The following is a 24,759-nucleotide window of genomic DNA, read 5'->3' as shown; positions in this document are numbered from 1 at the left end:
TCCTACTTAAGGAAAATCTAAAATCTAAAATCCTAAAATCTAAAATCAAAATGGCATACGATAAATTTAATATCCTTACCAGCAGTGCTGTGCCGCTGCCAATTGAAAACGTAGACACCGATCAAATCATACCGGCCCGTTTCTTAAAAGCTACAAAACGAGAAGGCTTTGGAGACAACCTTTTTAGAGATTGGAGATACAATGGAGACGATACTCCGAAAGCTGATTTCGTTTTAAACAATGCTACCTACTCGGGGCAAATTTTGGTTGGGGGAAAAAACTTCGGTTCAGGATCTTCCAGAGAGCACGCTGCCTGGGCGGTTTATGACTATGGATTCCGTGCTGTAGTTTCCAGTTTCTTCGCTGATATCTTCAAAGGAAACTGTCTTAATATTGGTGTTTTACCGGTACAAGTAAGTCCGGAATTTGCTGAAATTATTTTCAACGCCATTGAAGCCGACCCTAAAACAGAATTGGAAATCAATTTACCGGAACAAACGATTACTTTATTAGCAACAGGTCAAAAAGAATCTTTTGCCATTAACGGATACAAAAAGAACAACATGATCAATGGCTTTGACGACATTGATTACCTGCAAAACATTAGTGAAGATATTGTCGCTTTTGCCGATAAACTTCCATACTAAAAAAATCCAACTCACGCTATTGGGCCCGACTGGTTTTTTGAAATCAGTCGGGTCTTTATAAGTTAGACCAATCAAAACAACACAACTAAATTTTACTTTTAAAAAAGGAATTCCGAAACTGGCTATGAAAAAAAGAAAAATTGAAATAATGGATACGACACTCCGTGATGGCGAACAAACCTCAGGAGTTTCTTTTTCTGCTGCAGAAAAACTAACCATTGCACAATTGTTGTTGGAAGAACTAAATATTGACCGAATCGAAATTGCTTCTGCCCGTGTAAGCGAAGGCGAATTTCAAGGCGTAAAAGGCATTATGTCCTGGGCCGAAGAACGAGGTTATACCAAACGAATAGAAGTTTTGACTTTTGTTGACGGCGGTCTTTCGATTGAATGGATGAAAAAAACAGGAGCCAAAGTTCAAAATCTACTAACCAAAGGCTCTCTGAATCATCTGACCCATCAATTAAAAAAAACACCGGAACAACATTTTTCTGAAATTGCCCAAACCATTACACTTGCTCAAGAAAACAACATAGACACCAACGTTTATTTGGAAGACTGGAGCAACGGTATGCGTAATTCTCCCGAATATGTATTTCAATACTTAGATTTTTTAACACAACAGCCTGTAAAAAGAATTTTACTCCCGGACACTCTTGGTGTATTAATTCCATCACAAGCTTTTGAATTTATTTCAAAAATCACAGCCCGATATCCCAATATCCATTTTGATTTTCACGCTCATAACGATTACGATTTAAGTGTAGCAAATGTTATGGAAGCTATAAAAGGAGGCATTCACGGCCTACATGTTACCGTAAACGGAATGGGAGAACGAGCAGGAAACGCCCCTCTGGAAAGTACCGTCGCAGTAATAAACGATTATATGCCCGAAGTTAGCATTAGTATAAAAGAGACCTCTCTTTATACTGTAAGCAAATTGGTGGAGACTTTTACCGGTTACCGAATTCCTGCCAACAAACCAATTGTCGGCGATAATGTTTTTACACAAACCGCTGGTATTCATGCCGATGGTGACAACAAAAACAACTTATATTTTAATGATTTGCTTCCGGAGCGCTTTGGACGAAAAAGAAAATACGCACTCGGAAAAACTTCAGGAAAAGCCAATATCGAAAAAAATCTGCAGGAATTAGGTTTAAAACTAAACCAGGAAGATTTAAAATTGGTAACCCAAAGAATCATCGAATTAGGCGACAAAAAAGAAACCGTTACCAAAGAAGACCTTCCTTATATTATTTCTGATGTTTTAGACAGTCATACTTACGAAGAAAAAATAAAAATCGAGTCCTATATATTAGTACACTCAAAAGGAATGCGCCCATCAACCACTTTATGCCTGATATTTGACGGAGAAATAATTGAAGAAAATGCACAAGGAGACGGTCAGTTTGATGCTTTTATGAATGCTTTGTCTAAAATTTACAAGCAAAAGAAATTAACGCTGCCAAAATTAATCGACTATGCGGTCAGAATTCCCCCGGGAAGTAGTTCTGACGCTTTATGCGAAACCATCATCACCTGGGTAAACAACGGAAAAGAATTCAAAACCAGAGGTCTGGATTCTGATCAAACCGTTGCCGCTATTATTGCCACTCAGAAAATGCTGAATGTGGTTACCTAAGTTGCTAAGGTTCTAAGGCTCTAAGATTCTAAGTTTTAAAATCTTTGAATTTAGATGCTAAGTTCCTCAAAACCCTAAAACTTAGAAACTCAGTCACTCAGAAACTTAGAAACTTAGAAACTAAAAAAACAAACAATAAAATAATGAAATTTAACATAGCCCTATTAGCAGGAGACGGAATTGGTCCTGAGGTAATTAATGAAGCCGTAAAAGTATCTGATGCTATTGCAAAAAAATTCAATCACGAAATAACCTGGACACCTGCACTTACAGGCGCCTGTGCCATTGATGCCGTTGGTGTTCCTTATCCTGATGAAACACACGAAATCTGCATGAAAGCAGATGCCGTTTTATTTGGAGCAATCGGACACCCGAAATACGATAACGATCCAAGCGCACCCGTTCGTCCGGAACAAGGTTTATTATTGATGCGTAAAAAACTAGGTTTGTTCGCCAATGTACGTCCAACCTTTACTTTTCCTTCTCTAATTGACAATTCTCCTCTAAAAAGAGAAAGAATCGAAGGAACAGATTTAGTTTTCTTAAGAGAACTTACCGGAGGAATTTACTTTGGCGAAAAAGGAAGAAAAGATGGTGGAGAAACTGCTTTTGACAATTGCGTCTACACCAGAGTTGAAGTACAACGTTTGGCCAAAAAAGGTTTCGAACTAGCCATGACCCGCAGCAAAAAACTGTGTTGTGTGGACAAAGCAAACGTATTAGAAACTTCTCGCTTATGGAGAGAAACCGTACAAGCAATGGAAAAAGACTATCCGGAAGTAACCGTTTCGTACGAGTTTGTTGATGCGGTTGCCATGCGTTTAGTACAATGGCCAAATTCTTATGATGTTTTAATCACCGAAAATTTATTTGGAGATATCTTAACAGACGAGGCTTCTGTAATTTCCGGATCAATGGGATTAATGCCTTCAGCTTCTGTTGGTACACACACTTCACTTTACGAACCCATCCACGGATCTTATCCACAAGCAACTGGCTTAAATATTGCGAACCCTCTGGCAACGATTTTATCTGCTGCTATGATGTTCGAAGATGCTTTTGGACTAAAAGAAGAAGCGGAAGCGATTAGAGCTGTTGTCAATAAATCGTTGGAACAAGGATTTGTTACAGAAGATTTAGCCCCAAAAGGCGCAAAAACTTATAAAACCAGCGAAGTTGGAGATTGGTTGGTTGCGAATTTGTCTTAAAAATAACCGTAGAGACGCACAGTAGAGACGCACAGCAGTGCGTCTCTACGGAAGGCACAATACGGCACAAAAAAAAGGCGTCAATAAAAATTGACGCCTTTTGTATATTTAGAAAAAAATATTAATATCCTCCTCTGTTACCACCACGGTCATTTCCACCACCACGGTTGTTTCCGTAACCTCCGCGAGAATCACCTCCACGGTTGTTATTGAAGCTTCTTCTTTCACCTTCAGGTTTCGGTTCAGATTTATTAACAACAATTGCACGTCCTTGAACAGTAGCTCCGTTCAATTCATCAATTGCTTTTTGAGCTTCGCTATCGTTTGGCATCTCAACGAAACCAAATCCTTTGCTTCTTCCAGTGAATTTATCAGTAATGATTTTAACTGAATCAACTGCTCCGTAAGCCTCGAAAGACTCTCTTAAATCTGCTTCCTCAATACTGAATGGAAGGCTTCCAACAAAAATGTTCATATGTACTTATTTATAATAATGTAGCAAATGTAATCTTATTTTTCTCTAATCCACTATATATTAGTTTATTTATGCTTTTATTTTGATTTAAAAAAGTAAAAATCAACCAGAATCAAGCAATGAGAAATCAAATTACAAGCAATGTCTTATTGGACAGGTTCTAGTGGCACTTTGTAAAACACTCCTTCTGTAAAATGGACTTCTGATTTTTCGGTATTATTTTCTTCCGGATTCACCGCACTAAATTTAAAAGTTCCTGAAATCGTGTTGGTTTCCGTATTATATTCCGTAATCACAATCAGCCCGTCCCCAATATTGGTTCCTGTAGAGAATCCTTCTACTTCAGCCGGAAGCGTATTTAAATAGGATGCTTTTGAAATTGCATCAACACCAAGAACATAGGTTTTTTCACCTGAAGAAGCCGTTTGCAGACTCACTTTTTCAAAACCCAATGTTCCTTCAATGACTACTCTCCCATCTGTTCCGATGTGTGCGCTATAACTCTGAGCTCTCCAAAAATCATTGTCTTTTAAAGCTTGAAATGCAGGGTTATTGAACTTTATCTCTTCTGTACAAGAGGTGAGTACAAGAAGTAATGAAAGAAAATAAAAATATTTTTTCATACAGAATAATTTAATGCAAAAGTATTTGATTTAAAAGAAATAGCTAAAAAGCAAGCTCAAAAACAACAAAATTTTAAGAATAATACACCTTAAAGACATTTAATATAGTTTTGAACGCACAATTCAGAAAAAAATTATATCTTTGCGCCCTTAATTAATAGGGGTCGAGTACCTCAAAATTTAATCAAACGATTATGTCAGTAAAAATTAGATTACAAAGACACGGTAAAAAAGGAAAACCTTTTTACTGGGTTGTAGCTGCAGATGCACGCTCAAAAAGAGATGGTAAATACTTAGAGAAAATCGGTACTTACAATCCAAACACAAACCCAGCAACTATCGACTTAAACCTTGATAGTGCAGTTAAATGGTTACACAATGGTGCACAACCAACTGATACTGCTAGAGCTATCCTTTCTTATAAAGGTGCTTTATTGAAACACCACCTTGATGGAGGTATTCGTAAAGGTGCTTTAACTCAAGAGCAAGCTGACGTAAAATTAGCTGCTTGGTTAGATGCTAAATCTGGAAAAGTTGATGCTAAAAAAGACGGTTTAACAAAAGCACAAGCTGATGTTAAAGCTAAAGCTTTCAAAGCAGAACAAGAAGTTAACGCTAAGCGTTTAGCTGCTGCAGCTCAGGCTGAAGCTGATGCTATTGCTGCTGCAACTCCTGCAGCTGAAGAAGTTACTGAAGTTGAAGTATCAACTGAAGAAGCTCCTGCTGCTGAAGAAAATAACGAAACAACTGAAGCATAAATATTAGTTAGCGAGAATGCGTAAAGAAGAATGTTTTTATTTAGGTAAGATCGCTAAAAAATTTAGTTTCAAGGGGGAAGTCTTGGCTTATTTAGACACAGATGAACCCGAGTTATACGAAAACTTGGAATCAGTGTTTGTTGAATGCAACAAACACTTGGTTCCTTTTTTTATTGAAAAAAGCTCTTTGCACAAAAACGATTTTCTTAGAATTCGTTTTGAAGACATGAATACCGAAGAAGATGCAGATGCCATCATGGGTAATGCAATTTATCTTCCTTTAAATATGTTACCAAAACTTAGCGGTAACAAATTTTATTTTCACGAAGTTATTGGTTTCGAAATTGAAGACCAACGTTTAGGCGTTTTCGGAAAAATAGTTGCCGTAAACGATACTACTGCACAACCTCTTTTTGAAGTTTTAAATGGCGAAGTCGAAATGCTGATTCCGATGATCGACCATTTCTTAGTCAAAGTCGATCGTGAAAACAAAAAAGTCATCATGAACCTTCCGGAAGGACTGGTTGAAATGTACCTTTAAATTAAATTCCAAAATTTTTAAAATTCCAAATTCCAAATTTTACAACCTTGCGGTTGTTTTTTGTTTTGACGGAAAAATCTTATTTTATTGATGTAAAATTGTTATATTTGGTTTGTAATAATTTGTTTTATGAACAAACCTTATGATTTGGAGGAACGCACATTTTTGTTTGCTCGGGAATGTCGACTTTATATTAAAACTTTACCCAAAACTGCATCTAATATTGAGGATGGGAAACAATTGATACGATCGTCTGGTTCGGTTGGTGCTAATTACATTGAAGCCAATGAAAAATTAGGGGATAAGGATTTAACTTTTCGACTTAAAATAGCCCGAAAAGAAGCAAAGGAATCTAAATATTGGCTACGTTTACTCCACGATCTAAACACCGACCAAAATGCATACTCCGGATTTCTTTTGCTTGAAGTAGAAGAATTGCGAAAAATTTTATCTGCAATAATTACCAAAACCACTCCCCGATAAATTAAGATTTTAACCTTACTTTTGCACCACAAAATTAAATCATAAAATTTCAATCCATCCAGACCATCCGTATCAATTGGAATTTGGAATTTTAAAAAATTTGGAATTTACAACCCTATGTTTACATTCAAACAATTCTCTATTCAACAGGACAAAACCGCTATGAAAGTCGGAACAGATGGTGTCTTATTAGGCGCTTGGGCTCCCATAAATCATAATCCGTTTAGCGTTTTAGACGTTGGTGCGGGAACGGGAGTTATTGCTCTTATGCTTGCGCAACGTACAGCTGCGGAGCAAATAGACGCTTTGGAGATTGACGAAGATGCTTACGAACAAGCTGTAGAGAATTTTGAAAATTCTCCATGGGGAGATCGTTTGTTTTGCTTTCACGCAGGGCTGGATGAATTTATAGAAGAACCTGAAGATGAATATGACTTAATTGTTTCCAATCCTCCTTTTTATTCTGAAGATTATAAAACCGAAAGTGAACAACGCGATTTAGCCCGTTTTCAGGACGCTATGCCTTTTGAAGAATTAATTGAGGCTGCCGATTTATTGCTTTCTGAAAATGGAATATTTGCAGTTATCCTTCCTTATAAAGAAGAAGATAGTTTTATTGCCCTGGCAAAAGAATCAGAGCTATACCCTACCAAAATAACTCGTGTAAAAGGAACTCCAACTTCGAGTATTAAACGCAGTTTAATGGCTTTTAGCCGAAACGAAAATGCCGAAATTGAAATCGACGAACTAACAATCGAAATCGAAAGACATGTTTATACTCCCGAATATATTGCGTTAACACAGGATTTCTATCTGAAGATGTAGCGAGAAACTTTACAAATCATTGTTTTTAATCTCCGGAATAAAATTGTTATTATTCCAATATTCCGGGTCTTCTACTACTTTTACATCTAACTTTAGTCGATCTATAGGGCGTACTATTGGCAGTACTTTATCTGTATTGACATCTTCAGACATTAAATCGTAATTTGAATTTGCCTCTCCTATTTGTTTTTTCTCTACTGTTGAAAAATAACGGCTTTCTTTTTTTTCATTGCAATAATTTACAAAATATTTACCGTTTACGCATTTATAAGTCTGCGTCATTTTTACGGATGATTGAATCCATACATCATCACTATCATTTGACCGGTCTGCATTTAAAATTACATATTGCTCAAACTTTACCACAGCGAAAGAAACGGTATCGATATAGATAAACCCACTTACCGATTTAGGTGAAGGATTACCAAAACCTGTTGAATACACATCCGGCGCTAAATTCTGAAAACTGATTACGTACACTTTCTTTCCGGCATACTCAATTGTTTTTTCTTTTTTCAACTCAAATGAAGCAGCTTCATAGAGTACATTTTGGCTACTCAACACTATATTTCGAAAGACAACAACTCCAAAATATCCAATTCCTTCCCAATTTTCTTTTGAAGTTTCTTCCGCCTTACCTTTAAACTGAAGAATCTCCCCGAAATAATTCGCCGCTGCATCTTTTGAAACCCTAATTCCATTTGGACTATAGGTCATAATAGAAGCTGCTTCATTAACAGAAAACACGCCATCCTTTTTACATTGTGCTCTAAAAAAGAATTTCTGATTAAATGGCTCCTGATAATAATTATCCTTTATATGCTGTCTTGCTTTTTTTAAAATTGTTTCCGGAGAATCCGATTTTGCTTTATTTTTTGAAGACAAAACCACCATATCATTCAAAACGATTTCAGCTTCCGTTTCTTTATTTAATACAATATGAAAGGATTCTTGCTTTAGTTTTTCAAGCTGAGAAACCAAAATAGTATCGGAATAATAACCCACAGCCGAAATAATCAACTGATCATTAAAACTGCTTTTTGGAATATTGAATTGGAAATTTCCATCCTCATTTGCAACACTACTTTTATTACAATTAACCAGATACAAATCGGCATTTGGAATTACCTCTTTTGTTTTTGAGTCTTTAATGTCTCCTGAAATGCTAAAAGTGAGCACTACATTTGAGTTTTTAGCGAATCTCTCCTGAGCCCCTGCCAATTGAAACCACGCAACAAAAACAATAAAACAGATTTTTTTCATTCTTTACTTTATACGAAGAAACTTTTTGATTACTTCGAAATTAAACCTGTTCAAAAATACTTTTAAACTGATATAAAATTCTTTCCAGCAATCGCAAATCTTCCGTCACGATTTCGGCACTTCCTTTCATCTCTTGCTGAAACAGGATTTTCTTTTTATAAGACGTTACCAATCCGTTTGGCAAGGCAACATCCAGTAATAAATTTCCATCTTTATCGGGAACCAACGAAATATTCTGAATTGTACCATATAAAACTCCAAATTCTCTGTCGGGAAAATTGGACAGTCTTATATTCACTCTTTGTCCCACTTTTATTTTCCCGGAATTTAAAGCGGGCGCTTTAACTTTTCCGACAAAACCATTTCTTGCATCCGGAATGATCGAAAAAACATTATCTCCGGCATTAATCGTTTGATTTTCTGTCCAAACCTGTAAAAAAGTAACAACACCACTAACAGATGATTTCAATGTATAATTAAGCTCCCAGTCTTTTATCACTTTTTTAAGCTGATAAAAAGATTGCGCCATATTGCGCCCCAGGTTAACTTCTTCTTTAGTGCTGTTTATATGCGAACTTTGACTTGATTTTGTATTATCAATAAGGGAAGACCTTAATTGCGAAATCGACGATAATAAGCTCCTGTAATTCTTTTGTGCCTGAAGATAATTCAGTTTTTTAGCCTCCATTTCCTGAGTCGAAACTATTCCTTTATTAAACAAAGTTTCAAAACGAGCCACTTCGTTCTTCTGAAGTTGCAATTCGCTTTCATTGATTGCTTTTTGCTGCTGCAAAATATCCAATCGTTCTTTTATTTGAATGTTTTCTGATGTTTGCGCTCTGCTTTCTACTTCAAAAGGTTGCAAATCTTTGTTTAATTCCTGCGCCTGATAGTCTTTTTGAAAAACAGCATAAGCACTTTCAATTTCTCCTAATTGGGTATTTTTCAACAATGCAAAAGGAAAATCTTTTTTGGATTCATTGATATTGTAATGATCAACAATATCCTTCAATAAAAAAACATCTTCATAATTGGCGGTATTTTCAATAACTGCCAAAGTGGTGTTTTTTTGTATGACGGCTTTATCTTTAACCAATATCGCTTCTATTCGTCCGGAAGTTTTAGAAACTATCTTTTCGGGTGGAATATTCGTTGTGATCACAATTTCGGTATTGACAACATCCGGATATTTGATAAACCAGGACACAAAAAACAGCATCACAATTATGGTAAATATCAGTACTGTTCCCCAACGTATCATCCAATGAGGTACTTTGGTGAGTATATCCTGAACTTCTTCACTTCTTAATTCGAATGTACTATTATCTTCTGCCATGATTAGTTTCCTAATTGTAATTGATTTCTAACCAATTCAAAATAATTCCCTTTTTGTTCTACTAAAGCCGAATGACTTCCTATTTCAATAATGCGTCCTTTGTCTAAAACCACGATCTGATCTGCATTCATTACCGTACTCAGACGATGCGCAATTACCACTACAGTTTTATCTTTGAAGAAAATATCCAATTTTCGCATAATTTCCTTTTCATTATTAGCATCTAAAGCCGAAGTGGCTTCATCAAAAAACAAGATTTCCGGGTTTTTGTATACTGCTCTGGCAATAAGTAATCGTTGTTTCTGACCTGTACTCATACCTAAACCTTCAGAGCCAATTTTAGTATTAAAACCCAGCGGCAATCCACTAACATACTCTTTTATATTGGCAACATCGGCGGCATAAACCAATCGCTCTTTGTTTACCTTGTCAACACCAATGGCAATATTGTTGGCGATGGTATCACTAAAAATAAAACCTTCCTGCATAACCGCACCAATATTGGCCCTCCATGCTTTTTGCGACACATTTTTTAACTGTGCAGAACCAATATGAATCTCCCCTTTTTCCGGCTCATAAAATTTAAGCAGTAATTTCATCAGAGTCGTTTTCCCGCTTCCGCTAACGCCCACTATTGCTGTAACCTTATTTGCGGGAATTATCAGGCTTAAATCATCTAAAACAGGGATATCAGAGCCTAAATAACGATAGGATAGGTTTTTTATCTCTATATCAGCGTCAAATGGAACTTCACTCGTTTGGTGTACTTCTTGTTGTGTTTCATCTTCTTTTTCATGAATTTCAGATAGTCTTGCCAATGAAATCTTAGCATCCTGAAGCTCTCGAACAAACTCTATAAGCTGTGTAATTGGTCCATTTAAACTCCCTACAATGGAGCTAATCGCCAACATCATACCGAGTGTAATGGAACCATCAATAACTAATTTGGCCGACAAAAAGATGATAAAAATATTTTTTAATTCATTGATCACTGAGGAACCGATCGTTTGTGTTTGCTCCAGGACCAGTCCTTTTATTGAAACTCTAAACAATCTCGCCTGCACATATTCCCAGCCCCAACGCTTCTGTTTTTCGGCATTGTGAAGCTTAATCTCCTGCATACCGTTGATAAGCTCCATCACTTTACTTTGCTCTTGGGAAACCTCTGCAAAACGCTTATAATCTAAAACTTCTCTTCGTTTTAAAAACAACGTGATCCACACAAAGTAAAGAACACTTCCCGCAAAGAACACAAAAAAGATCTTGAGATTAAAATAAGCCAAAACGCCTCCCATCACAAACATATTGATTATAGAGAATAAAACGTTTAAAGAGGATGTAGTCAGGATACGCTCAATTCTTCTATGATCGTTTATACGCTGCATGATATCTCCCGTCATTCGCACATCAAAAAACGAAATAGGCAGATTCATTAATTTAATAAAGAAATCAGAGATGAGCGAAATGTTTATCCGCGTTGAAAGATGAAGTAATATCCAACTCCGAATGAGTTCTAAACCTGTTCTTCCGGCAAAAAGAAACAATTGCGCAAACAGTATCAGATATATAAAATTAATATTCTGGTTTTGAATCCCGATATCAACGATACTCTGAGTTAAAAAAGGAAAAATCAACTGCAGCAAACTACTGGCTAATAACCCTATACTTAATTGAACTAGAAAGGTTTTGTATCTTAAAACATATTGGGACAACAATCCAAATCCGATACCTTTATGATCTTCCTTGTCAAAATCGGTCTGAAAGAATTTTGGAGTAGCTTCGATCAACAAGGCAATTCCTTCCTGAGTTGATTCATCAGCATTGTTCCCGATCCAAAATTTAATAAAATCTTCTTTAGTGTATTCGATTAAACCAAAAGCCGGATCTGAGATATAGTAAGTGCCTCTTTTAATTTTATAAAGGACAACATAATGATTCTGATTCCAGTGTAAAACACAAGGTAATGGAGCTTCTTCTAAGCGCTCCGGACTTAACTTAACTCCTAAAGTCCTGAAACCAATTTTCTCTGCTGCATCGCTCAAAAAAAGCAAATTACTTCCTTCACGAGTTGTTTCACTATGCTCCCTCAACTCCTGAATATGGATTGTCTTGCCGTAGTGCTTTGCGATAATCTTTAAACATGTGGGGCCACAATCCTTAAAATCAGCTTGTTTATAATTGGTGAATTTTTTCAATTTACTTTTGATTTATACAAATCTACATTATTTAAAAAAAACAGAGAGGAAAAAATTTCCTCTCTGTTAAAATTATTCAAAACTGTTATATTTATATTACAATAAATGATTATTCTACAATTGTCATTTCGTAACATATTTGTCCCATATTTCTATTAAAGTAAAGCTCCGCACTTGTATCGTTTGTTACTTTCTTTTTTCAATATTTGAACTTCTTTCAGACCTTTTGGGTCCTATATTTTTTCCATCTTTAAAATAATGTTGTCCATAACAAAAAGTGCTTACACTTCAATTTAGAATCAACATCAATTTCTCTAGGAGATGGCACCGGTTAGCTCTAACCAAATAAAACCAACTCAGTGACCAATTTTCCTGAGAATCCCAACACCAATCATCAATGTGGGGATGTTTGCCCAATGTTCCACGATCGGGCGCCTACAAATTCAAAAAAAACATGACTAAATTTTAAATAAGGCTTTATATTCGATATTTTTAAAAACTTAGAAAACTTGCAACATAAACGTAACAATCAAGAGTATCTCACTGCTTGTTTTTAGTCTGCTATTCTAATTCTCCAAGTAACTTTATAACTTTAAAATTTTCTTTATCACTAAAGAGGTAATCGTATTCTATAATTCCGGTTTTGGATTAAGTGGAAACTTGCAGTTTCCTGTACTTCCTTCCGATATTCCGGGAATTGAACCGTTTGGACAATATGAAAAACAATAGGCATTTACCTGTTGTCCTCCAACATAACAAAAACATTTGCAATTTGCCGGTTGAACCGGTTGTCCACCCATAATATTTTTCAACTCATTAACTTGCAGTTTTTCTGCACCTTCAAGATTTAAAATTGCTTTTAACATAATTAAGTTTTATTGGGTTAGTACTTTGTGGTTATTTATTAAAAGATTTTTCTTTTAACAACTAGATACGTTTGCAAAGAGACGAATCATAGTCACAATAAGATCCTTTTGGACACTTACCGTTCTGATCACAAGCTAATCCTCCTTTAATACCTTTTTTCTCATTTTTAGTAAGCTCTTGAGCTCCTTCTAATTGTAGAATGTTTTTTAACATGATTATTTGGTTTTTTTGTTATTGTTTCAATTCATTTAGAAATTTGTATCTCTCTTTCTTCAAATGATTTTTGTCTTAGGCTATTTTTTCTAAAACTTCAATCTCTTTCTCTTCCACAAAATCATTTAAAAAGTATTTCAGTTCATTTAATTCATACTCATTTGGGAATATTTTCTCATTGACAATCTTAACTGGTGTATAATTAAAATTATTTTTAGAACACCAATCGTACTGTTTTTGTATCTCCTGATTTATTATTAATCCTACGGGCTCTGCATTCCATTTTTTCAACCACTTTTTGAGACCCATTTTTTTAATATGCCAATCTGAAATGGCTTCTACCGTTTTCCCGGGTGTTGATCTGTTTATAGTCAGCAATCTTTCTACAACAATCTTATACGGGTTATCTACATTATCAGGGTTAACATTAAATAATACATTTAAAAATATTTTCTCCGGAAATCTTAAAACCAGATCAAATGCATCCTGAAATGATTTATGGCAATGTCCACAACTTGGACTAATTATAATCGCTAATTTTATTGCTGCATTTCTATTTCCAAAATTCAATCCTCTTAAATCTTCAAAATCTGACGTGTAAGGCACTTTTTGCGATAAGAAATTTAATAATGAAAAATTTCTCTTAAATTTCTTCAACTCTTTTAAGTCCGAATTAACATTCAACATGTTTTTAATGATCGGTTTTAAAGCCAACCAAAAGGCTCCTAAGAACCCCAATGAGAACACAAAAGGAAAAACACTGTCAATACTAAAACTTAGAGTGAAAAAATCTGACGCAAACCAAATAATACTTTGCACTAAAATCAGAAATGAAACTGACAGACACATTACACACCACTTTTGAATCTCAAATTTCTGTATCCAAACTGATGTTACCACCACCGGAATAGCCAATAAGCTTAAAAATCCGATAAAGATTGACGAATCTGAAGGCTCTATCAAAATCGCTAAAAAGCTTGCACCAAAAAACATCAAAGGCAAATCTGAGAAACTAACCCATTTTCTACCTGAACCGTCAAAATTAAGAACAGAGTTACAAGACGTATTTGGAGTCAGGTTACAAAACTTTGAAATGATACTGCTTTTCAAACCTAATTTTTCCTGTACTATAAAAACACTAACTATTAATCCTAAAAGCGATGTAATTAAAAATAGGCTACTGAATAAATTATAGGCGTTGTAAAAAAATGACAATCCAACTAAAAGAAATAATGGAACATAATACTTTAAAGTTTTATACTCATCTCTGAAACTATCCCTTCCAACTACATTATTTGGCTCAATTGCTACAATAACTCCATTCCAATCTAAAAGAAAGCTATCATACGATATTTTTTGACTTCCTTTTTTAATTGTGTTGATGCGAACAAAGTCTTTTGCTCTTTCAACCAAAATAAGTTCCTCTTTAAAATAAGCTAAAAAATTAGAAGGCAAATTTTCAATCTGCTCTTTCGAAACTCTTACGGCAGCATTCTCTACTGACAACAAATCCAACGAATCTGTTATCGCAAACAAGCTTGGATAATTTGGATGAGAAAGAAACAAATCTTTGAACTCATTTTTCACTTCCGAGTACTTGTTAATTAGAAGAAATTTCTGAACCAGTTTTAACATCTTTTTGTGTCGTTTAAATCATAACTACGATGCAAATATTGTGGTTTTTATTTTAAAAAAACGCCTTTATGTATACTTTTTATTAATAATAGCACATACAATTTATAAATTATACCAGTACGAATGCACTATTCAATACACTGACAAACAAATAGTTACACAAAAACAAGTCTCTCAAAAACCTCAAAAAGGCTATTCTCGATTAAGGGTTTTGCTTTTTGCCTAGTTTTGAAAAAGTTAAACGCTAACACAATAAAACATGACAAAAAAAAAGGCAACAATCAAAGATTTTCAAGTAGAAAAATTACCTGAAAATCATCAAAAAAAAGTACTTGGAGGAGCATCTCTGGAGGAAGACAAAGACCCAATTCGGGGTGGTGGAGGTAACGCCGGAAACGGCTAAAAAATTCTTAAAAATAAAATTATACAAATTCTAAATACTCAAGTTATGAAAACTAAAATAGTAAAATTAGAAGATTTTGAAACAGCAAAATTATCCAAAAAACAACAAAAAATGATTCATGGCGGAGATGCGCCGATAGATGGAAAAGATCCGATAAAAGGTGGTGGTAATACAGGAGGAAATGGATAAAAAACTACAAAAAAAATTGACACTAAAAATATAAATCATTAATTTACAACATCATGAAAACTAAAAAGATAAAATTCGAAGATTTTAAAGCAGATAAATTATCTAAAAAACAACAAAAAGCGGTCCGTGGCGGGGATGATCCAATAGATGTAAAAGATCCTATAAAAGGCGGTGGAAATACAGGTGGAAACGGATAACTAACTATAAAAAATTAACTCAAACAAACCAATAATTTAGAAAACCATGAAAATTAGAACATTTAACATTGAAGACTTTGGAACAGAAAAATTACCTAAAAATCAACTAAAAACAGTTCGAGGCGGAGACGAGTGGGTCGACGGAAAAGATCCTATAAGAGGTACTGGTCACACCGGTAGCACAGGCGGTAACGGGTAACTCCCTAAAACTGTATTACTTTATACAAATTCTTCATTAAATATTATTCGCAAACTGAGCTGGAGACACTCCAGTTCTTTTGCGAAATGATTTCGCAAAAGATACTGCATTCTTAAATCCGACGCTTTCAGCAATGGCCTGAGTAGAATATTTCCGATACATGTGATTGGTAATCATTTGATTGATTACATAATTGATTTTTAACTCGTTAGAATATTCTCCAAAAGATTTACCAAATCGCTTGTTTACGATATAGGACAGATAAGTAGTATTTGTTTTTATCTTTTTTGCTACATAAGACAGCGTAAAATCGGCATTCAGATACTCTAATTTATTTTCTAAAGCCAGCAGTTTTTCGACAATTTTATTCTCTTTATCCTCGTCGATACTCAGATTGACGTTTTCTTTCTTAATAAGCGGATCCTCTTCCTGGTCGATTAGTATGGTCTCGGTTTCGGAATTCTCTTTTTTCTCCAGATTGGCTTTAAATTCTTCAATCAGGGCATTCATTTTCTTATGGGCCTTATTTTTATCTCTTATGTTTTTTATCAGTAAGAAAACAATTCCAACGACAAGTAAAACATAGAACACCTTTAATGCTTTATTAAAGAAAACTTCAAATTCGTATTTTTTCTGAATGGTAACCATCTCCTCGCTCAAATCTCCGACTCCCAGTTTGTAATTAACTTCCAGGGCTTCATTATTTAGTTTGGCTTCCGTTTTTTCATAATTATCCAGATAGTTTTTTGAATATTTAAAGGCCAATTCGGGTTCCTTAAATATATTGTAGATTTTTGCCTGATAATAATTTGACTTTAAAAAACTTTCATCTTTTGAATTGTCTATTAAGGAGACTGAATCTACTTTTTTAAAGAAAACTAAGGCTTTGTCGTACTTCTTTACTTCATAATATAAATTACCCAAATTATAGTTGGCTACTTTAAATTCTGATTTGTAATTGTTCTGTTTCGCAAAAAATATAATATCATAGTAAGCTTTTTCTGCATTCTTAAAATCATTCTTCATGTAATAAACATTTCCCAGACTGATCTTAGCCCCAATATTATTAATTGGAAAGTCATGAGAAAAAGACACTGTTTTTTTGTAAAAGTATGCGGCAGAATCCAGCAGAAACAACTTTGTACGATTTTTCATGTACCAGCCTTCATAAGATCCTGCTAAATGAAGATTGTTATTACTCTTTATAATATTGTATTGCTCTTTGGAATAATAACTTTCATTTTTGTCTATAAAGTCATTAAGATACCTTAAGTTTTTTATGGCCAACTGATAGTTACCAACTTCCTCATTTATAATAGCAATATTACTTTTAAACTTTATTATCTGTATAATATCACCTAATTGTATCGAAAGTTTTATTCCGGTCTGATAGTTTTCAAGAGCCTCTCCAAAATTACCTCTTTTCCATTCGATTAGTCCGCCGTAATTATAGAGGTACGATTTAAGTTGCGTTTTATCTCTTGAATCCGGCATTTTATTCAAATAATTAAATGCTAGTACATACTTTTCTTTTGATTTTACCGTTTCAGATTTTAATTGAAACAAATATGCCAATGCACCATTTGCAAAAGCCAAATGTTTGTCATTATTAGATTTGAGCATCTCATAGGCGTACGTAATAGCCAGGTCTCTATCTGTATTCCCGCTTATTCGTATTTTATCCTGTAAAAGTAAATATTCCTGCTCCGTTAATTCTTTCTTTTGCAGGGCAAAAGTAATATTCAGAACAAAAAGAAGTAAAAAAGAGATGATCAGCCTCATTTAAATTGAATTTGAAACTCAAAATTAGTTTATAAATAACCAATAAACTAGTATTAGTTTCTCTTATTCTTATTTTTTTTTATTCAACGATATAAAAATATAACAAATTAACTGTATTTTGTTATATTTTTATTACGTAAATTTGTTTTGTAAAACTAACAAAAAATGAAACCAGACTTATTTCAGGCCCCGGATTATTACAATCTTGACGATTTATTGACAGACGAACACAAATTGGTTCGCGACTCAGCACGAGCATGGGTAAAAAGAGAAGTTTCTCCTATTATAGAAGAATACGCTCAAAAAGCAGAATTTCCAAAACAGATTATCAAAGGTCTTGGAGAAATTGGTGGTTTTGGTCCTTACATTCCGGTAGAATATGGCGGAGCAGGATTAGACCAGATTTCTTATGGTTTGATCATGCAAGAAATCGAACGCGGTGACTCCGGTGTACGATCGACTTCTTCTGTTCAGTCCTCTTTGGTAATGTACCCAATCTGGAAATATGGTAATGAAGAGCAAAGAGTGAAATACCTTCCAAAATTAGCAACCGGTGAATTCATAGGTTGTTTTGGTCTAACAGAACCTGATCATGGTTCGGATCCGGGAAGTATGATTACCAATTTTAAGGATATGGGAGATCATTATCTTTTAAATGGTGCCAAAATGTGGATTTCAAACGCCCCTTTTGCAGATATTGCTGTAGTTTGGGCTAAAAATGAAGAGGGAAGAATTCACGGTTTAATTGTAGAACGTGGAATGGAAGGTTTTTCTACTCCTGAAACCCATAATAAATGGTCCCTTCGTGCGTCATCAACCGGAGAATTAATCTTTGATAATGTAAAAGTTCCAAAAGAAAACCTTCTACCAAATAAATCAGGTTTAGGTGCACCTCTAGGATGTTTAGATTCAGCCAGATACGGAATTGCCTGGGGAGCTATCGGAGCTGCGATGGATTGTTACGATACAGCTTTACGTTATGCCAAAGAAAGAATTCAATTTGGAAAACCAATTGCAGGAACTCAATTACAGCAAAAGAAATTAGCCGAAATGATTACCGAAATCACAAAAGCGCAATTGTTAACCTGGCGTTTAGGTGTTTTGAGAAATGAAGGAAAGGCAACAACCTCTCAAATTTCGATGGCAAAAAGAAATAATGTCGACATGGCCATTCATATTGCACGTGAAGCCAGACAAATGTTAGGTGGAATGGGAATCACCGGCGAATATTCGATTATGCGCCATATGATGAACCTGGAAAGTGTCATTACTTACGAAGGAACGCATGATATTCATTTACTGATTACAGGAATGGATGTCACTGGAATTCCAGCGTTTAAATCGTAAATAACTATTAAAATATACACAAAATCAATATTAAAAGCTTCTTCTTACCAAGAAGCTTTTTATCTTTGTACCAAAATTTACAGAAATGAATATTGAAACTATAAACAATAGCATTCAACCTCAAAAAGACAAGCTTTTACAACATTCTTTGTACAATAAAATCCAGAATATTGATGATCTTCATAGCTTTCTGGAAAACCATGTTTTTGCTGTTTGGGATTTTATGTCATTGCTGAAAGCACTACAAACGAAACTTACCTGCACTACAACACCATGGTTTGCAACAAAAAACCCTGAGACAAGATATTTAATCAACGAAATTGTTCTGGCGGAAGAAACTGATTTAACTCTTGACGGAAGAAGACAAAGCCATTACGAAATGTATCTGGAAGCTATGGAAGACTGTGGCGCTGATACAACCGGAATTAATGCTTTTTTATCTGAAGTACATTCACTTCATAACATCTTTGTTGCTATCAAACAAAGTTCTTTACCTATTGAAGTAAAAGCGTTTCTAGATTTTACTTTCAGGGTAATTGAACAAGGAAAACCACATGAAATTGCTGCTGCCTTTACCTTTGGAAGAGAAGATTTAATTCCGGGTATGTTTACCGAAATTCTGAAAAACTTCCAAAAGAACTTGCCTGAAATCAATTTAAGCAAACTGCTTTATTATTTTGAAAGACATATCGAACTTGATGCTGATGAACATGGTCCAATGGCCATGCAAATGATTACTGATTTATGCGGTGATGATGCACAAAAATGGAAAGAAGTTGAAGAAGTTTCTATTTTAGCACTAGAAAAAAGAATCGGTCTTTGGAATGCAATCGAAGAAGAAATTGTCATGAAAGCAGAAATGGTGTAAAAACCAAAGCTCCCTATTTAACGTAACTATTTGTTTAGAATGACCTAAATTTAATTTAGCTAAATTATGACAACAGCGTTCAAACAAATAGTTATTGTTTTTCTTTCCATTTTCCTTATTAGTTGCAGTTCTGATGAAGGCACTACAGAGAATACTATTGTGCCTCCCACAAAGCCTGTTCCAAATGCAATAAAGTATTTAGCTTTAGGAGATAGCTATACAATAGGTCAGAGTGTCTGTGAAACCTGCAATTTTCCCACGCAACTTCAGGCAACCTTGCGAGCCATTTATCCACAAAGCAGTACCGCATTAAAAATAATTGCCACAACAGGCTGGACAACCTCAAATTTACTTTCGGCAATAAACGTAGAGAAGCCAGAGCCTAACTATGATTTTGTCACTTTACTAATTGGTGTAAACAACCAATATCAAGGAAAAAGTTTTTCGATCTATGAAAAAGAATTCCCCGAATTAGTTACTAAAGCAATCACTCTGGCGAAAGGTGATAAAAAAAATGTTATTGTAATTTCGATTCCCGATTATGCCTATACTCGTTTTGGGCAAATTCAAATGGGGGGTCAGGGTGAAATAATAAGCTCAGAAATAGACCAATACAATAGTTTTGCAGAGAATTATTGCAAAAATAACGATATTGTCTTCGTATCCATAACAGATATTACAAGACAGGGACTCAAGAATACCTCCTTAGTAGCCTCAGACGGTCTACATCCATCGGAGAGCGCTTATAAGTTATTCAATGAAAGAATACTGCCTAAAATAATAATAACGCTTCAGGATTGATATTTTAGCATAACTATCTCTTTATCATCGCCATAACATGCTCATCAGAAAAGAAGAAATGGCACCAAGCAAAAACCATAGTAATTTCGAAACCCGATTGTCGCGTATAATTTCGATTTTATTCACATCTTTCATAATACAATTTTAATTGACAAAGCTAAAATGCAACCAAAAAACAGAAAGTCTATAAAGGCCATTAATATACCAAATTAAGACAAATATCAATTCATAAAGAGAAACCCTCAAAAGAATATATTTTCTTCAAGAACTACTCCAAAATCAGAAAAAACTCGAAAAATATATTTAATTTTACTTCATTCTGCTACCGACAACACAGGTTAAAAGAACAATAAACGATGCAAGTTGTACCTCCAAAAGAATTATCACCTTATATAAAACATTATCTTTTTTTAGAAAGAAAAGGCAATGACATTCAAAAACTTCGCTTATTTTCTGATGGTAATACCGGTATCGTATTCTCGTTGAAAAGCAAACTTATATCGGGATTTGATAATTACAAAACACAAAGTTATCTACCCACTTCTTTTTTATATGGACAGCTAAACAATTTTAAAGATGTTTATTCCGGCAGTGAAATGTCGATTGTAATTGTAGTTTTTCAACCAAACGGCTTACATCAGCTTCTGGGAGTTGACAGCGGCGAATTTCGCGATTCCATTATCACGGTTGATGCTATATTTGGTCAAATGGGCAGGGATCTCGAGGAAAAATTAGCCGCATTACTAACAATTCCGGATCGCTTACAACTCCTGAATCATTTTTTTAAAACGCTTGAAGCGAAAAAACCACGGACAAACCAATTAATAGCGGATGCCTCCTTAGCTTTTATCATCGAAAATAAAGGACAGTTTTCTCTAAAACAATTAGTTGCTTACACCGGTTACACGGAAAGACATATTGAAAGAAAATTTACGGAGGGTGTTGGATTAAATCCAAAAAAGTTTGGCAATATTATAAAATTGCATCATTTTCTCAAACTTCTTAAAAACAAAACGGAAAACACCTCCCTTACATCAATTTCTTATGAAACAGGATTTTCCGATCAATCACATCTCATAAAAGAATTTAAGAAGCATACGGGTATGACACCCAGTGAGTATCTGCTTAATACGGGGAAACTGACGAACAATTTTATCGAAACTTTTCCAAAGAATGCGCTTTAAATGTCGGTTTTATACAATTTATCGATTCACGCTACTCTTACTTTTGGGCTATTCTTAAATAGTCCATCAAATGAAAAATCTAAAAATAGCCACTGTACAGTTTGAAAACAAGAGCGGTGACAAAAACTACAATTTAACTGTAATTGAACAACTTACAAAAAAAGCTTCAGGAGAAGGTTGCGATGTGATTGCATTTCACGAATGTTCCATTACCGGATATACTTTCGCCAGACATTTATCGAAAGAACAAATGCTGGAAATCGCAGAAATAATTCCAACCGGGGGTAGTATTTTAAAACTTATCGAAATAGCCAAAACATATAACATTGTTATACTGGCAGGCCTTTTTGAAAAAGACGAGAATGACGCTTTATTTAAAGCTTATGTCTGTGTCGATAAAAATGGTTTAGTCGCTAAATACCGTAAACTTCACCCTTTTATAAACCCGTATCTCACTCCCGGAAACGAATATTGCATCTTTGAAATCAAGGGATGGAAATGTGGCATCTTAATTTGTTATGACAATAACATTATCGAAAATGTACGGGCAACAACGCTTTTGGGGGCTCAAATTATTTTTATGCCTCATGTCACTATGTGCACCCCCTCGACCCGACCTGGCGCCGGTTTTGTCGCTCCCGAGCTCTGGAAAAATCGCGAAACCGACCCTACTTCTTTACGAATAGAATTTGACGGGATGAAAGGCCGAGACTGGTTAATGAAATGGCTGCCCGCAAGAGCCTACGACAATGCCATATACGCAGTTTTCTCCAACCCAATTGGTATGGATGATGATCAATTGAAGAATGGTTGTTCCATGATCATTGATCCTTTTGGGGATATCATCTCCGAATGCCGTTCTTTTGAAGACTCCTTTGCAACTGCACTCATTACCCCTGAAAAATGCATTCAGGCAGGAGGGAATCGCTACCTAAAAGCCCGAAGACCTGATTTATATCGAGATATTATTGGCCAGGACCACCAATCCGAACAAAATGTAGCATGGCTAACTACAGCAAATAAGAAAAGTTAAAACTAAAAATTTCAAAGTCTTTCACCTCCCAAAAATCTATCTTTGATAGAGATTAATTTACAGCATAAACACAATAATGGAATTTCTTAAAACTACAAACAAAGATATCGATGCCGTTTTCGATATATATAATGAGGCAACCTCTTACCAAAAAACGGTCAACATAAAAAGCTGGAGAGGCTTTGAAAAATCACTAATAGAAACTGAAATTAAAGAAGACCGGCATTTTATAATAAAAGAAGACGATGAAATAGCCTGCACTTTTGTTCTTACTTTTAATGACTTAATCATCTGGAAAGAAGCCGCTGCAGATCCTGCGGTATACATTCATCGTATTGCTACGAATCCAAAATTCCGAGGTCGTTCTTATGTTAAAAAAATCATAGAATGGGTAAAAGTATATGCCGCACAAAATGATAAAACCTATATCAGACTTGACACGCACAGCGGAAATGAAAGAATAAATAAGTATTACACAAGTTGTGGTTTTGACTACAAAGGCATCAGTACTATCGAATGGACATCAGAACTACCGGAACATTATAAAGAAGGATCTTTTAGTTTGTTTGAAATTAAACTTTAAGAAAATGGTTTAAAGTGTTTTCTTAAATCAAAATAATTAAGAATACACTTTAAACTATTCAATTATTAAAGCGTCAAAGCGCAAGCATAAAACTCGCATTAAGTAGGATCTTAGTATTTATAAATCTAGGAGTACCTAAGGTACAATCATTCAATTTCTTTTGAATACGTTTTTTTGTACCCAACAAGTTGATCGCATAAAAAAAACTTGATTTTCAAATCATCCTTACTGTTTATAATTTCCTGAACCTCTTTTTGATCCACAAGGAAATAACAAAACTTAGACAATTCCTCTTCCGGAATTTTTAAAGTTCTTAAAATATACTCTCGATGATTATCGTTAAAAAATTTAATGTTTGTTTCCTTACTCTCAATCAAAATCAAATTTTTCAATTTCTTAGTTCTACCATTAATTGCATTAAGTATAGGATCCACTTCCATTGACCCTGCTAAAAGCCCCAATAAGTGTATGGGTTTAAAATCACCGGCAGTATACAGTTGTCGTTCAACTTGAGTTTTTCTTTTTATCGCTTTGGGTATGATCCCTAACGAAACAGCATTGATTTCGCTACTTTTATTTATTGTAACCTCTTTTAGTTGATATGTTTTTTTGTTCATTTGAACCTCAATTTCCGACCTTTGAATATTTTCAGCTTTAATTGAAAGACTCAAAGTATCCAAATCAACTGAAGAGAATAAAAGTACATCTCCTTCTTTTACTTCCATTAAAAAGCCCCCTAATTTATTTGTAGTACTTGAATACATATCAAACTTATCCAAGGACTTATTTCTAATGTTTACATCACCATATGGAACACCATCTACAACAACAATCCCTTTTAATACTGTTCTCTGCTGAGAAAAACCATATGATGAAAGCAATAAAAAAGCGATTACCAGTATTCTCATACGTATTTGTTATCTAAATTTTGGGAACCTAATTTAAAAGAGGCCGATTTGAGTACCCAAAACTAAAAATAAATCTTCACCCAAACTTAAATTTAACTTATTATTCTGACAAGAAGCTTCCCTCTCCTTTATTTTGGATCAAAAGTTAGTGGTATTCTATTGTTTTTGTAGTTCTATTTACGAAAACAGTTTTTTTTGAAGCAAAAATCTCATTTTAAAAACCTCTTTGGTTCACTAAACAAAAGTTAGGTTCAAAACTTCTAAAATTTTTATCTCTAGAATTTTTTAAACCGTAAAGATACCGCAAGGGATGCGAAGATAAGTTTAAAATGAACTTAGATCACTTATATGGTTTAAAAAAGCAACAACCAAAAAGTTATATAAAACAAAAAACCCTATCCGATTTGGATAGGGTTCTTAAAAGAAAGGCGACGACATACTCTCCCACATAACTGCAGTACCATCTGCGCAGGCGGGCTTAACTACTCTGTTCGGGATGGGAAGAGGTGAGCCCCGCCGCAATAACCACCTTAAGGTCGTTGTTACTTGAG

27 protein-coding genes and 1 rRNA gene are annotated in these 24,759 nt (G+C 34.7%); 17 read left to right on the top strand and 11 right to left on the bottom strand.

Going from position 1 to position 24,759, the window contains the following annotated elements; genetic code table 11:
- The first annotated feature begins 50 nt into the window (after positions 1 to 50).
- The 3 genes from leuD (at position 51) to leuB (ending at position 3,500) form a co-directional block, all read left to right on the top strand.
- The gene (gene leuD, locus ACHRV5_RS20950; RefSeq protein ID WP_395428044.1) at positions 51 to 647 is read left to right on the top strand and encodes a 3-isopropylmalate dehydratase small subunit; all 597 of its coding nucleotides are present in this window, start codon (positions 51 to 53) and stop codon (positions 645 to 647) included.
- A 124-nt stretch (positions 648 to 771) separates the two neighbouring features.
- Positions 772 to 2,292, top strand: a complete 1,521-nt coding sequence (locus tag ACHRV5_RS20945) for an alpha-isopropylmalate synthase regulatory domain-containing protein (RefSeq protein ID WP_047777647.1) — start codon at positions 772 to 774, stop codon at positions 2,290 to 2,292.
- A 143-nt stretch (positions 2,293 to 2,435) separates the two neighbouring features.
- Positions 2,436 to 3,500: a 3-isopropylmalate dehydrogenase gene (gene leuB, locus ACHRV5_RS20940; RefSeq protein ID WP_047777645.1), complete on the top strand. Its 1,065-nt coding sequence runs from the start codon at positions 2,436 to 2,438 to the stop codon at positions 3,498 to 3,500.
- A 121-nt stretch (positions 3,501 to 3,621) separates the two neighbouring features.
- Here leuB and ACHRV5_RS20935 read toward each other — a convergent pair whose 3' ends face one another.
- Together ACHRV5_RS20935 and ACHRV5_RS20930 are read right to left on the bottom strand one after the other, a co-directional pair.
- Positions 3,622 to 3,975: an RNA-binding protein gene (locus ACHRV5_RS20935; protein WP_047777643.1), complete on the bottom strand. Its 354-nt coding sequence runs from the start codon at positions 3,973 to 3,975 to the stop codon at positions 3,622 to 3,624.
- Between the two features lie 146 nt (positions 3,976 to 4,121).
- Positions 4,122 to 4,598, bottom strand: coding sequence for a DUF6252 family protein (locus ACHRV5_RS20930; RefSeq protein ID WP_047777642.1), 477 nt, complete (start codon positions 4,596 to 4,598; stop codon positions 4,122 to 4,124).
- A 194-nt stretch (positions 4,599 to 4,792) separates the two neighbouring features.
- Between ACHRV5_RS20930 and ACHRV5_RS20925 the strand changes: the two genes are divergently transcribed.
- The 4 genes from ACHRV5_RS20925 (at position 4,793) to ACHRV5_RS20910 (ending at position 7,205) form a co-directional block, all read left to right on the top strand.
- On the top strand, positions 4,793 to 5,356 hold the full coding sequence (locus ACHRV5_RS20925; protein ID WP_047777640.1) for a 30S ribosomal protein S16: 564 nt from the start codon (positions 4,793 to 4,795) through the stop codon (positions 5,354 to 5,356).
- 16 nt (positions 5,357 to 5,372) lie between these two features.
- Positions 5,373 to 5,897, top strand: coding sequence for a ribosome maturation factor RimM (rimM, locus tag ACHRV5_RS20920; protein WP_047777639.1), 525 nt, complete (start codon positions 5,373 to 5,375; stop codon positions 5,895 to 5,897).
- Between the two features lie 129 nt (positions 5,898 to 6,026).
- The gene (locus tag ACHRV5_RS20915; RefSeq protein ID WP_395428040.1) at positions 6,027 to 6,380 is read left to right on the top strand and encodes a four helix bundle protein; all 354 of its coding nucleotides are present in this window, start codon (positions 6,027 to 6,029) and stop codon (positions 6,378 to 6,380) included.
- 117 nt (positions 6,381 to 6,497) lie between these two features.
- A complete protein-coding gene (locus ACHRV5_RS20910) occupies positions 6,498 to 7,205 on the top strand; it encodes a tRNA1(Val) (adenine(37)-N6)-methyltransferase (RefSeq protein ID WP_395428038.1) in 708 nt (235 codons plus the stop codon).
- Between the two features lie 9 nt (positions 7,206 to 7,214).
- Here the strand turns inward: ACHRV5_RS20910 and ACHRV5_RS20905 are convergent, their stop codons facing one another.
- From ACHRV5_RS20905 to ACHRV5_RS20880, 6 genes are all read right to left on the bottom strand, one after another.
- On the bottom strand, positions 7,215 to 8,468 hold the full coding sequence (locus ACHRV5_RS20905; protein ID WP_395428036.1) for a carboxypeptidase-like regulatory domain-containing protein: 1,254 nt from the start codon (positions 8,466 to 8,468) through the stop codon (positions 7,215 to 7,217).
- Between the two features lie 40 nt (positions 8,469 to 8,508).
- Complete coding sequence (locus tag ACHRV5_RS20900) at positions 8,509 to 9,804, bottom strand: HlyD family secretion protein (protein WP_047777634.1); 1,296 nt, start codon at positions 9,802 to 9,804, stop codon at positions 8,509 to 8,511.
- A gap of 2 nt (positions 9,805 to 9,806) precedes the next feature.
- The gene (locus tag ACHRV5_RS20895) at positions 9,807 to 11,999 is read right to left on the bottom strand and encodes a peptidase domain-containing ABC transporter (protein ID WP_047777631.1); all 2,193 of its coding nucleotides are present in this window, start codon (positions 11,997 to 11,999) and stop codon (positions 9,807 to 9,809) included.
- Between the two features lie 629 nt (positions 12,000 to 12,628).
- A complete protein-coding gene (locus ACHRV5_RS20890) occupies positions 12,629 to 12,865 on the bottom strand; it encodes a hypothetical protein (RefSeq protein WP_047777629.1) in 237 nt (78 codons plus the stop codon).
- A 61-nt stretch (positions 12,866 to 12,926) separates the two neighbouring features.
- The gene (locus ACHRV5_RS20885; RefSeq protein WP_230004297.1) at positions 12,927 to 13,079 is read right to left on the bottom strand and encodes a hypothetical protein; all 153 of its coding nucleotides are present in this window, start codon (positions 13,077 to 13,079) and stop codon (positions 12,927 to 12,929) included.
- Between the two features lie 75 nt (positions 13,080 to 13,154).
- A complete protein-coding gene (locus tag ACHRV5_RS20880; RefSeq protein ID WP_047777627.1) occupies positions 13,155 to 14,714 on the bottom strand; it encodes a vitamin K epoxide reductase family protein in 1,560 nt (519 codons plus the stop codon).
- A 259-nt stretch (positions 14,715 to 14,973) separates the two neighbouring features.
- Between ACHRV5_RS20880 and ACHRV5_RS20875 the strand changes: the two genes are divergently transcribed.
- The 4 genes from ACHRV5_RS20875 to ACHRV5_RS20860 are packed head-to-tail and all read left to right on the top strand — an operon-like array spanning position 14,974 to position 15,702.
- Positions 14,974 to 15,117, top strand: a complete 144-nt coding sequence (locus ACHRV5_RS20875; RefSeq protein WP_165579380.1) for a hypothetical protein — start codon at positions 14,974 to 14,976, stop codon at positions 15,115 to 15,117.
- 45 nt (positions 15,118 to 15,162) lie between these two features.
- Positions 15,163 to 15,306, top strand: coding sequence for an rSAM-modified peptide (locus tag ACHRV5_RS20870; protein ID WP_117610342.1), 144 nt, complete (start codon positions 15,163 to 15,165; stop codon positions 15,304 to 15,306).
- A gap of 53 nt (positions 15,307 to 15,359) precedes the next feature.
- Positions 15,360 to 15,503 carry an rSAM-modified peptide gene (locus ACHRV5_RS20865; protein ID WP_395428032.1) on the top strand — a complete coding sequence of 48 codons (144 nt, stop codon included), beginning with the start codon at positions 15,360 to 15,362 and terminating at the stop codon, positions 15,501 to 15,503.
- Between the two features lie 46 nt (positions 15,504 to 15,549).
- Positions 15,550 to 15,702, top strand: coding sequence for an rSAM-modified peptide (locus ACHRV5_RS20860; protein ID WP_395428030.1), 153 nt, complete (start codon positions 15,550 to 15,552; stop codon positions 15,700 to 15,702).
- A 36-nt stretch (positions 15,703 to 15,738) separates the two neighbouring features.
- Here ACHRV5_RS20860 and ACHRV5_RS20855 read toward each other — a convergent pair whose 3' ends face one another.
- A complete protein-coding gene (locus tag ACHRV5_RS20855) occupies positions 15,739 to 17,484 on the bottom strand; it encodes a helix-turn-helix domain-containing protein (RefSeq protein WP_047777625.1) in 1,746 nt (581 codons plus the stop codon).
- Between the two features lie 165 nt (positions 17,485 to 17,649).
- On the opposite strand from ACHRV5_RS20855, the gene ACHRV5_RS20850 reads away from it, so the two are divergent.
- From ACHRV5_RS20850 to ACHRV5_RS20825, 6 genes are all read left to right on the top strand, one after another.
- The gene (locus tag ACHRV5_RS20850) at positions 17,650 to 18,831 is read left to right on the top strand and encodes an acyl-CoA dehydrogenase family protein (protein ID WP_047777624.1); all 1,182 of its coding nucleotides are present in this window, start codon (positions 17,650 to 17,652) and stop codon (positions 18,829 to 18,831) included.
- Between the two features lie 85 nt (positions 18,832 to 18,916).
- A complete protein-coding gene (locus ACHRV5_RS20845; protein WP_047777622.1) occupies positions 18,917 to 19,699 on the top strand; it encodes a DUF3050 domain-containing protein in 783 nt (260 codons plus the stop codon).
- Between the two features lie 66 nt (positions 19,700 to 19,765).
- Entirely contained in the window at positions 19,766 to 20,500 is a 735-nt protein-coding gene (locus ACHRV5_RS20840; protein ID WP_395428029.1) for an SGNH/GDSL hydrolase family protein, read from the top strand.
- A gap of 356 nt (positions 20,501 to 20,856) precedes the next feature.
- A complete protein-coding gene (locus ACHRV5_RS20835) occupies positions 20,857 to 21,684 on the top strand; it encodes a DUF6597 domain-containing transcriptional factor (protein ID WP_395428028.1) in 828 nt (275 codons plus the stop codon).
- Positions 21,685 to 21,754: 70 nt separating this feature from the next.
- Positions 21,755 to 22,717, top strand: coding sequence for a nitrilase family protein (locus ACHRV5_RS20830; RefSeq protein ID WP_395428027.1), 963 nt, complete (start codon positions 21,755 to 21,757; stop codon positions 22,715 to 22,717).
- Positions 22,718 to 22,793: 76 nt separating this feature from the next.
- Positions 22,794 to 23,300 (top strand): GNAT family N-acetyltransferase, encoded by a 507-nt coding sequence (locus tag ACHRV5_RS20825; RefSeq protein WP_395428026.1) that lies wholly within the window; start codon positions 22,794 to 22,796, stop codon positions 23,298 to 23,300.
- Between the two features lie 146 nt (positions 23,301 to 23,446).
- Here ACHRV5_RS20825 and ACHRV5_RS20820 read toward each other — a convergent pair whose 3' ends face one another.
- Both ACHRV5_RS20820 and rrf read right to left on the bottom strand, forming a co-directional pair.
- Positions 23,447 to 24,208, bottom strand: coding sequence for a hypothetical protein (locus ACHRV5_RS20820; RefSeq protein WP_395428025.1), 762 nt, complete (start codon positions 24,206 to 24,208; stop codon positions 23,447 to 23,449).
- A gap of 423 nt (positions 24,209 to 24,631) precedes the next feature.
- Positions 24,632 to 24,741: ribosomal RNA gene (gene rrf, locus ACHRV5_RS20815) — 5S ribosomal RNA — on the bottom strand.
- Positions 24,742 to 24,759 lie beyond the last annotated feature (18 nt).

Source organism: Flavobacterium sp. FlaQc-52, from assembly GCF_044007495.1.
Lineage (GTDB): Bacteria > Bacteroidota > Bacteroidia > Flavobacteriales > Flavobacteriaceae > Flavobacterium > Flavobacterium cupriresistens.
Note: the sequence above shows the minus strand (reverse complement) of the source record. Positions and strands in the feature narration are given on the sequence as shown.

Bases quoted from the DNA above. Each gene is read 5' to 3' on its own strand.
- leuD (WP_395428044.1), top strand. From the start codon at position 51: ATGGCATACGATAAATTTAATATCCTTACCAGCAGTGCTGTGCCGCTG.
- ACHRV5_RS20945 (WP_047777647.1), top strand. From the start codon at position 772: ATGAAAAAAAGAAAAATTGAAATAATGGATACGACACTCCGTGATGGC.
- leuB (WP_047777645.1), top strand. From the start codon at position 2,436: ATGAAATTTAACATAGCCCTATTAGCAGGAGACGGAATTGGTCCTGAG.
- ACHRV5_RS20935 (WP_047777643.1), bottom strand. From the start codon at position 3,975: ATGAACATTTTTGTTGGAAGCCTTCCATTCAGTATTGAGGAAGCAGAT.
- ACHRV5_RS20930 (WP_047777642.1), bottom strand. From the start codon at position 4,598: ATGAAAAAATATTTTTATTTTCTTTCATTACTTCTTGTACTCACCTCT.
- ACHRV5_RS20925 (WP_047777640.1), top strand. From the start codon at position 4,793: ATGTCAGTAAAAATTAGATTACAAAGACACGGTAAAAAAGGAAAACCT.
- rimM (WP_047777639.1), top strand. From the start codon at position 5,373: ATGCGTAAAGAAGAATGTTTTTATTTAGGTAAGATCGCTAAAAAATTT.
- ACHRV5_RS20915 (WP_395428040.1), top strand. From the start codon at position 6,027: ATGAACAAACCTTATGATTTGGAGGAACGCACATTTTTGTTTGCTCGG.
- ACHRV5_RS20910 (WP_395428038.1), top strand. From the start codon at position 6,498: ATGTTTACATTCAAACAATTCTCTATTCAACAGGACAAAACCGCTATG.
- ACHRV5_RS20905 (WP_395428036.1), bottom strand. From the start codon at position 8,468: ATGAAAAAAATCTGTTTTATTGTTTTTGTTGCGTGGTTTCAATTGGCA.
- ACHRV5_RS20900 (WP_047777634.1), bottom strand. From the start codon at position 9,804: ATGGCAGAAGATAATAGTACATTCGAATTAAGAAGTGAAGAAGTTCAG.
- ACHRV5_RS20890 (WP_047777629.1), bottom strand. From the start codon at position 12,865: ATGTTAAAAGCAATTTTAAATCTTGAAGGTGCAGAAAAACTGCAAGTT.
- ACHRV5_RS20885 (WP_230004297.1), bottom strand. From the start codon at position 13,079: ATGTTAAAAAACATTCTACAATTAGAAGGAGCTCAAGAGCTTACTAAA.
- ACHRV5_RS20880 (WP_047777627.1), bottom strand. From the start codon at position 14,714: ATGTTAAAACTGGTTCAGAAATTTCTTCTAATTAACAAGTACTCGGAA.
- ACHRV5_RS20875 (WP_165579380.1), top strand. From the start codon at position 14,974: ATGACAAAAAAAAAGGCAACAATCAAAGATTTTCAAGTAGAAAAATTA.
- ACHRV5_RS20870 (WP_117610342.1), top strand. From the start codon at position 15,163: ATGAAAACTAAAATAGTAAAATTAGAAGATTTTGAAACAGCAAAATTA.
- ACHRV5_RS20865 (WP_395428032.1), top strand. From the start codon at position 15,360: ATGAAAACTAAAAAGATAAAATTCGAAGATTTTAAAGCAGATAAATTA.
- ACHRV5_RS20860 (WP_395428030.1), top strand. From the start codon at position 15,550: ATGAAAATTAGAACATTTAACATTGAAGACTTTGGAACAGAAAAATTA.
- ACHRV5_RS20855 (WP_047777625.1), bottom strand. From the start codon at position 17,484: ATGAGGCTGATCATCTCTTTTTTACTTCTTTTTGTTCTGAATATTACT.
- ACHRV5_RS20850 (WP_047777624.1), top strand. From the start codon at position 17,650: ATGAAACCAGACTTATTTCAGGCCCCGGATTATTACAATCTTGACGAT.
- ACHRV5_RS20845 (WP_047777622.1), top strand. From the start codon at position 18,917: ATGAATATTGAAACTATAAACAATAGCATTCAACCTCAAAAAGACAAG.
- ACHRV5_RS20840 (WP_395428029.1), top strand. From the start codon at position 19,766: ATGACAACAGCGTTCAAACAAATAGTTATTGTTTTTCTTTCCATTTTC.
- ACHRV5_RS20835 (WP_395428028.1), top strand. From the start codon at position 20,857: ATGCAAGTTGTACCTCCAAAAGAATTATCACCTTATATAAAACATTAT.
- ACHRV5_RS20830 (WP_395428027.1), top strand. From the start codon at position 21,755: ATGAAAAATCTAAAAATAGCCACTGTACAGTTTGAAAACAAGAGCGGT.
- ACHRV5_RS20825 (WP_395428026.1), top strand. From the start codon at position 22,794: ATGGAATTTCTTAAAACTACAAACAAAGATATCGATGCCGTTTTCGAT.
- ACHRV5_RS20820 (WP_395428025.1), bottom strand. From the start codon at position 24,208: ATGAGAATACTGGTAATCGCTTTTTTATTGCTTTCATCATATGGTTTT.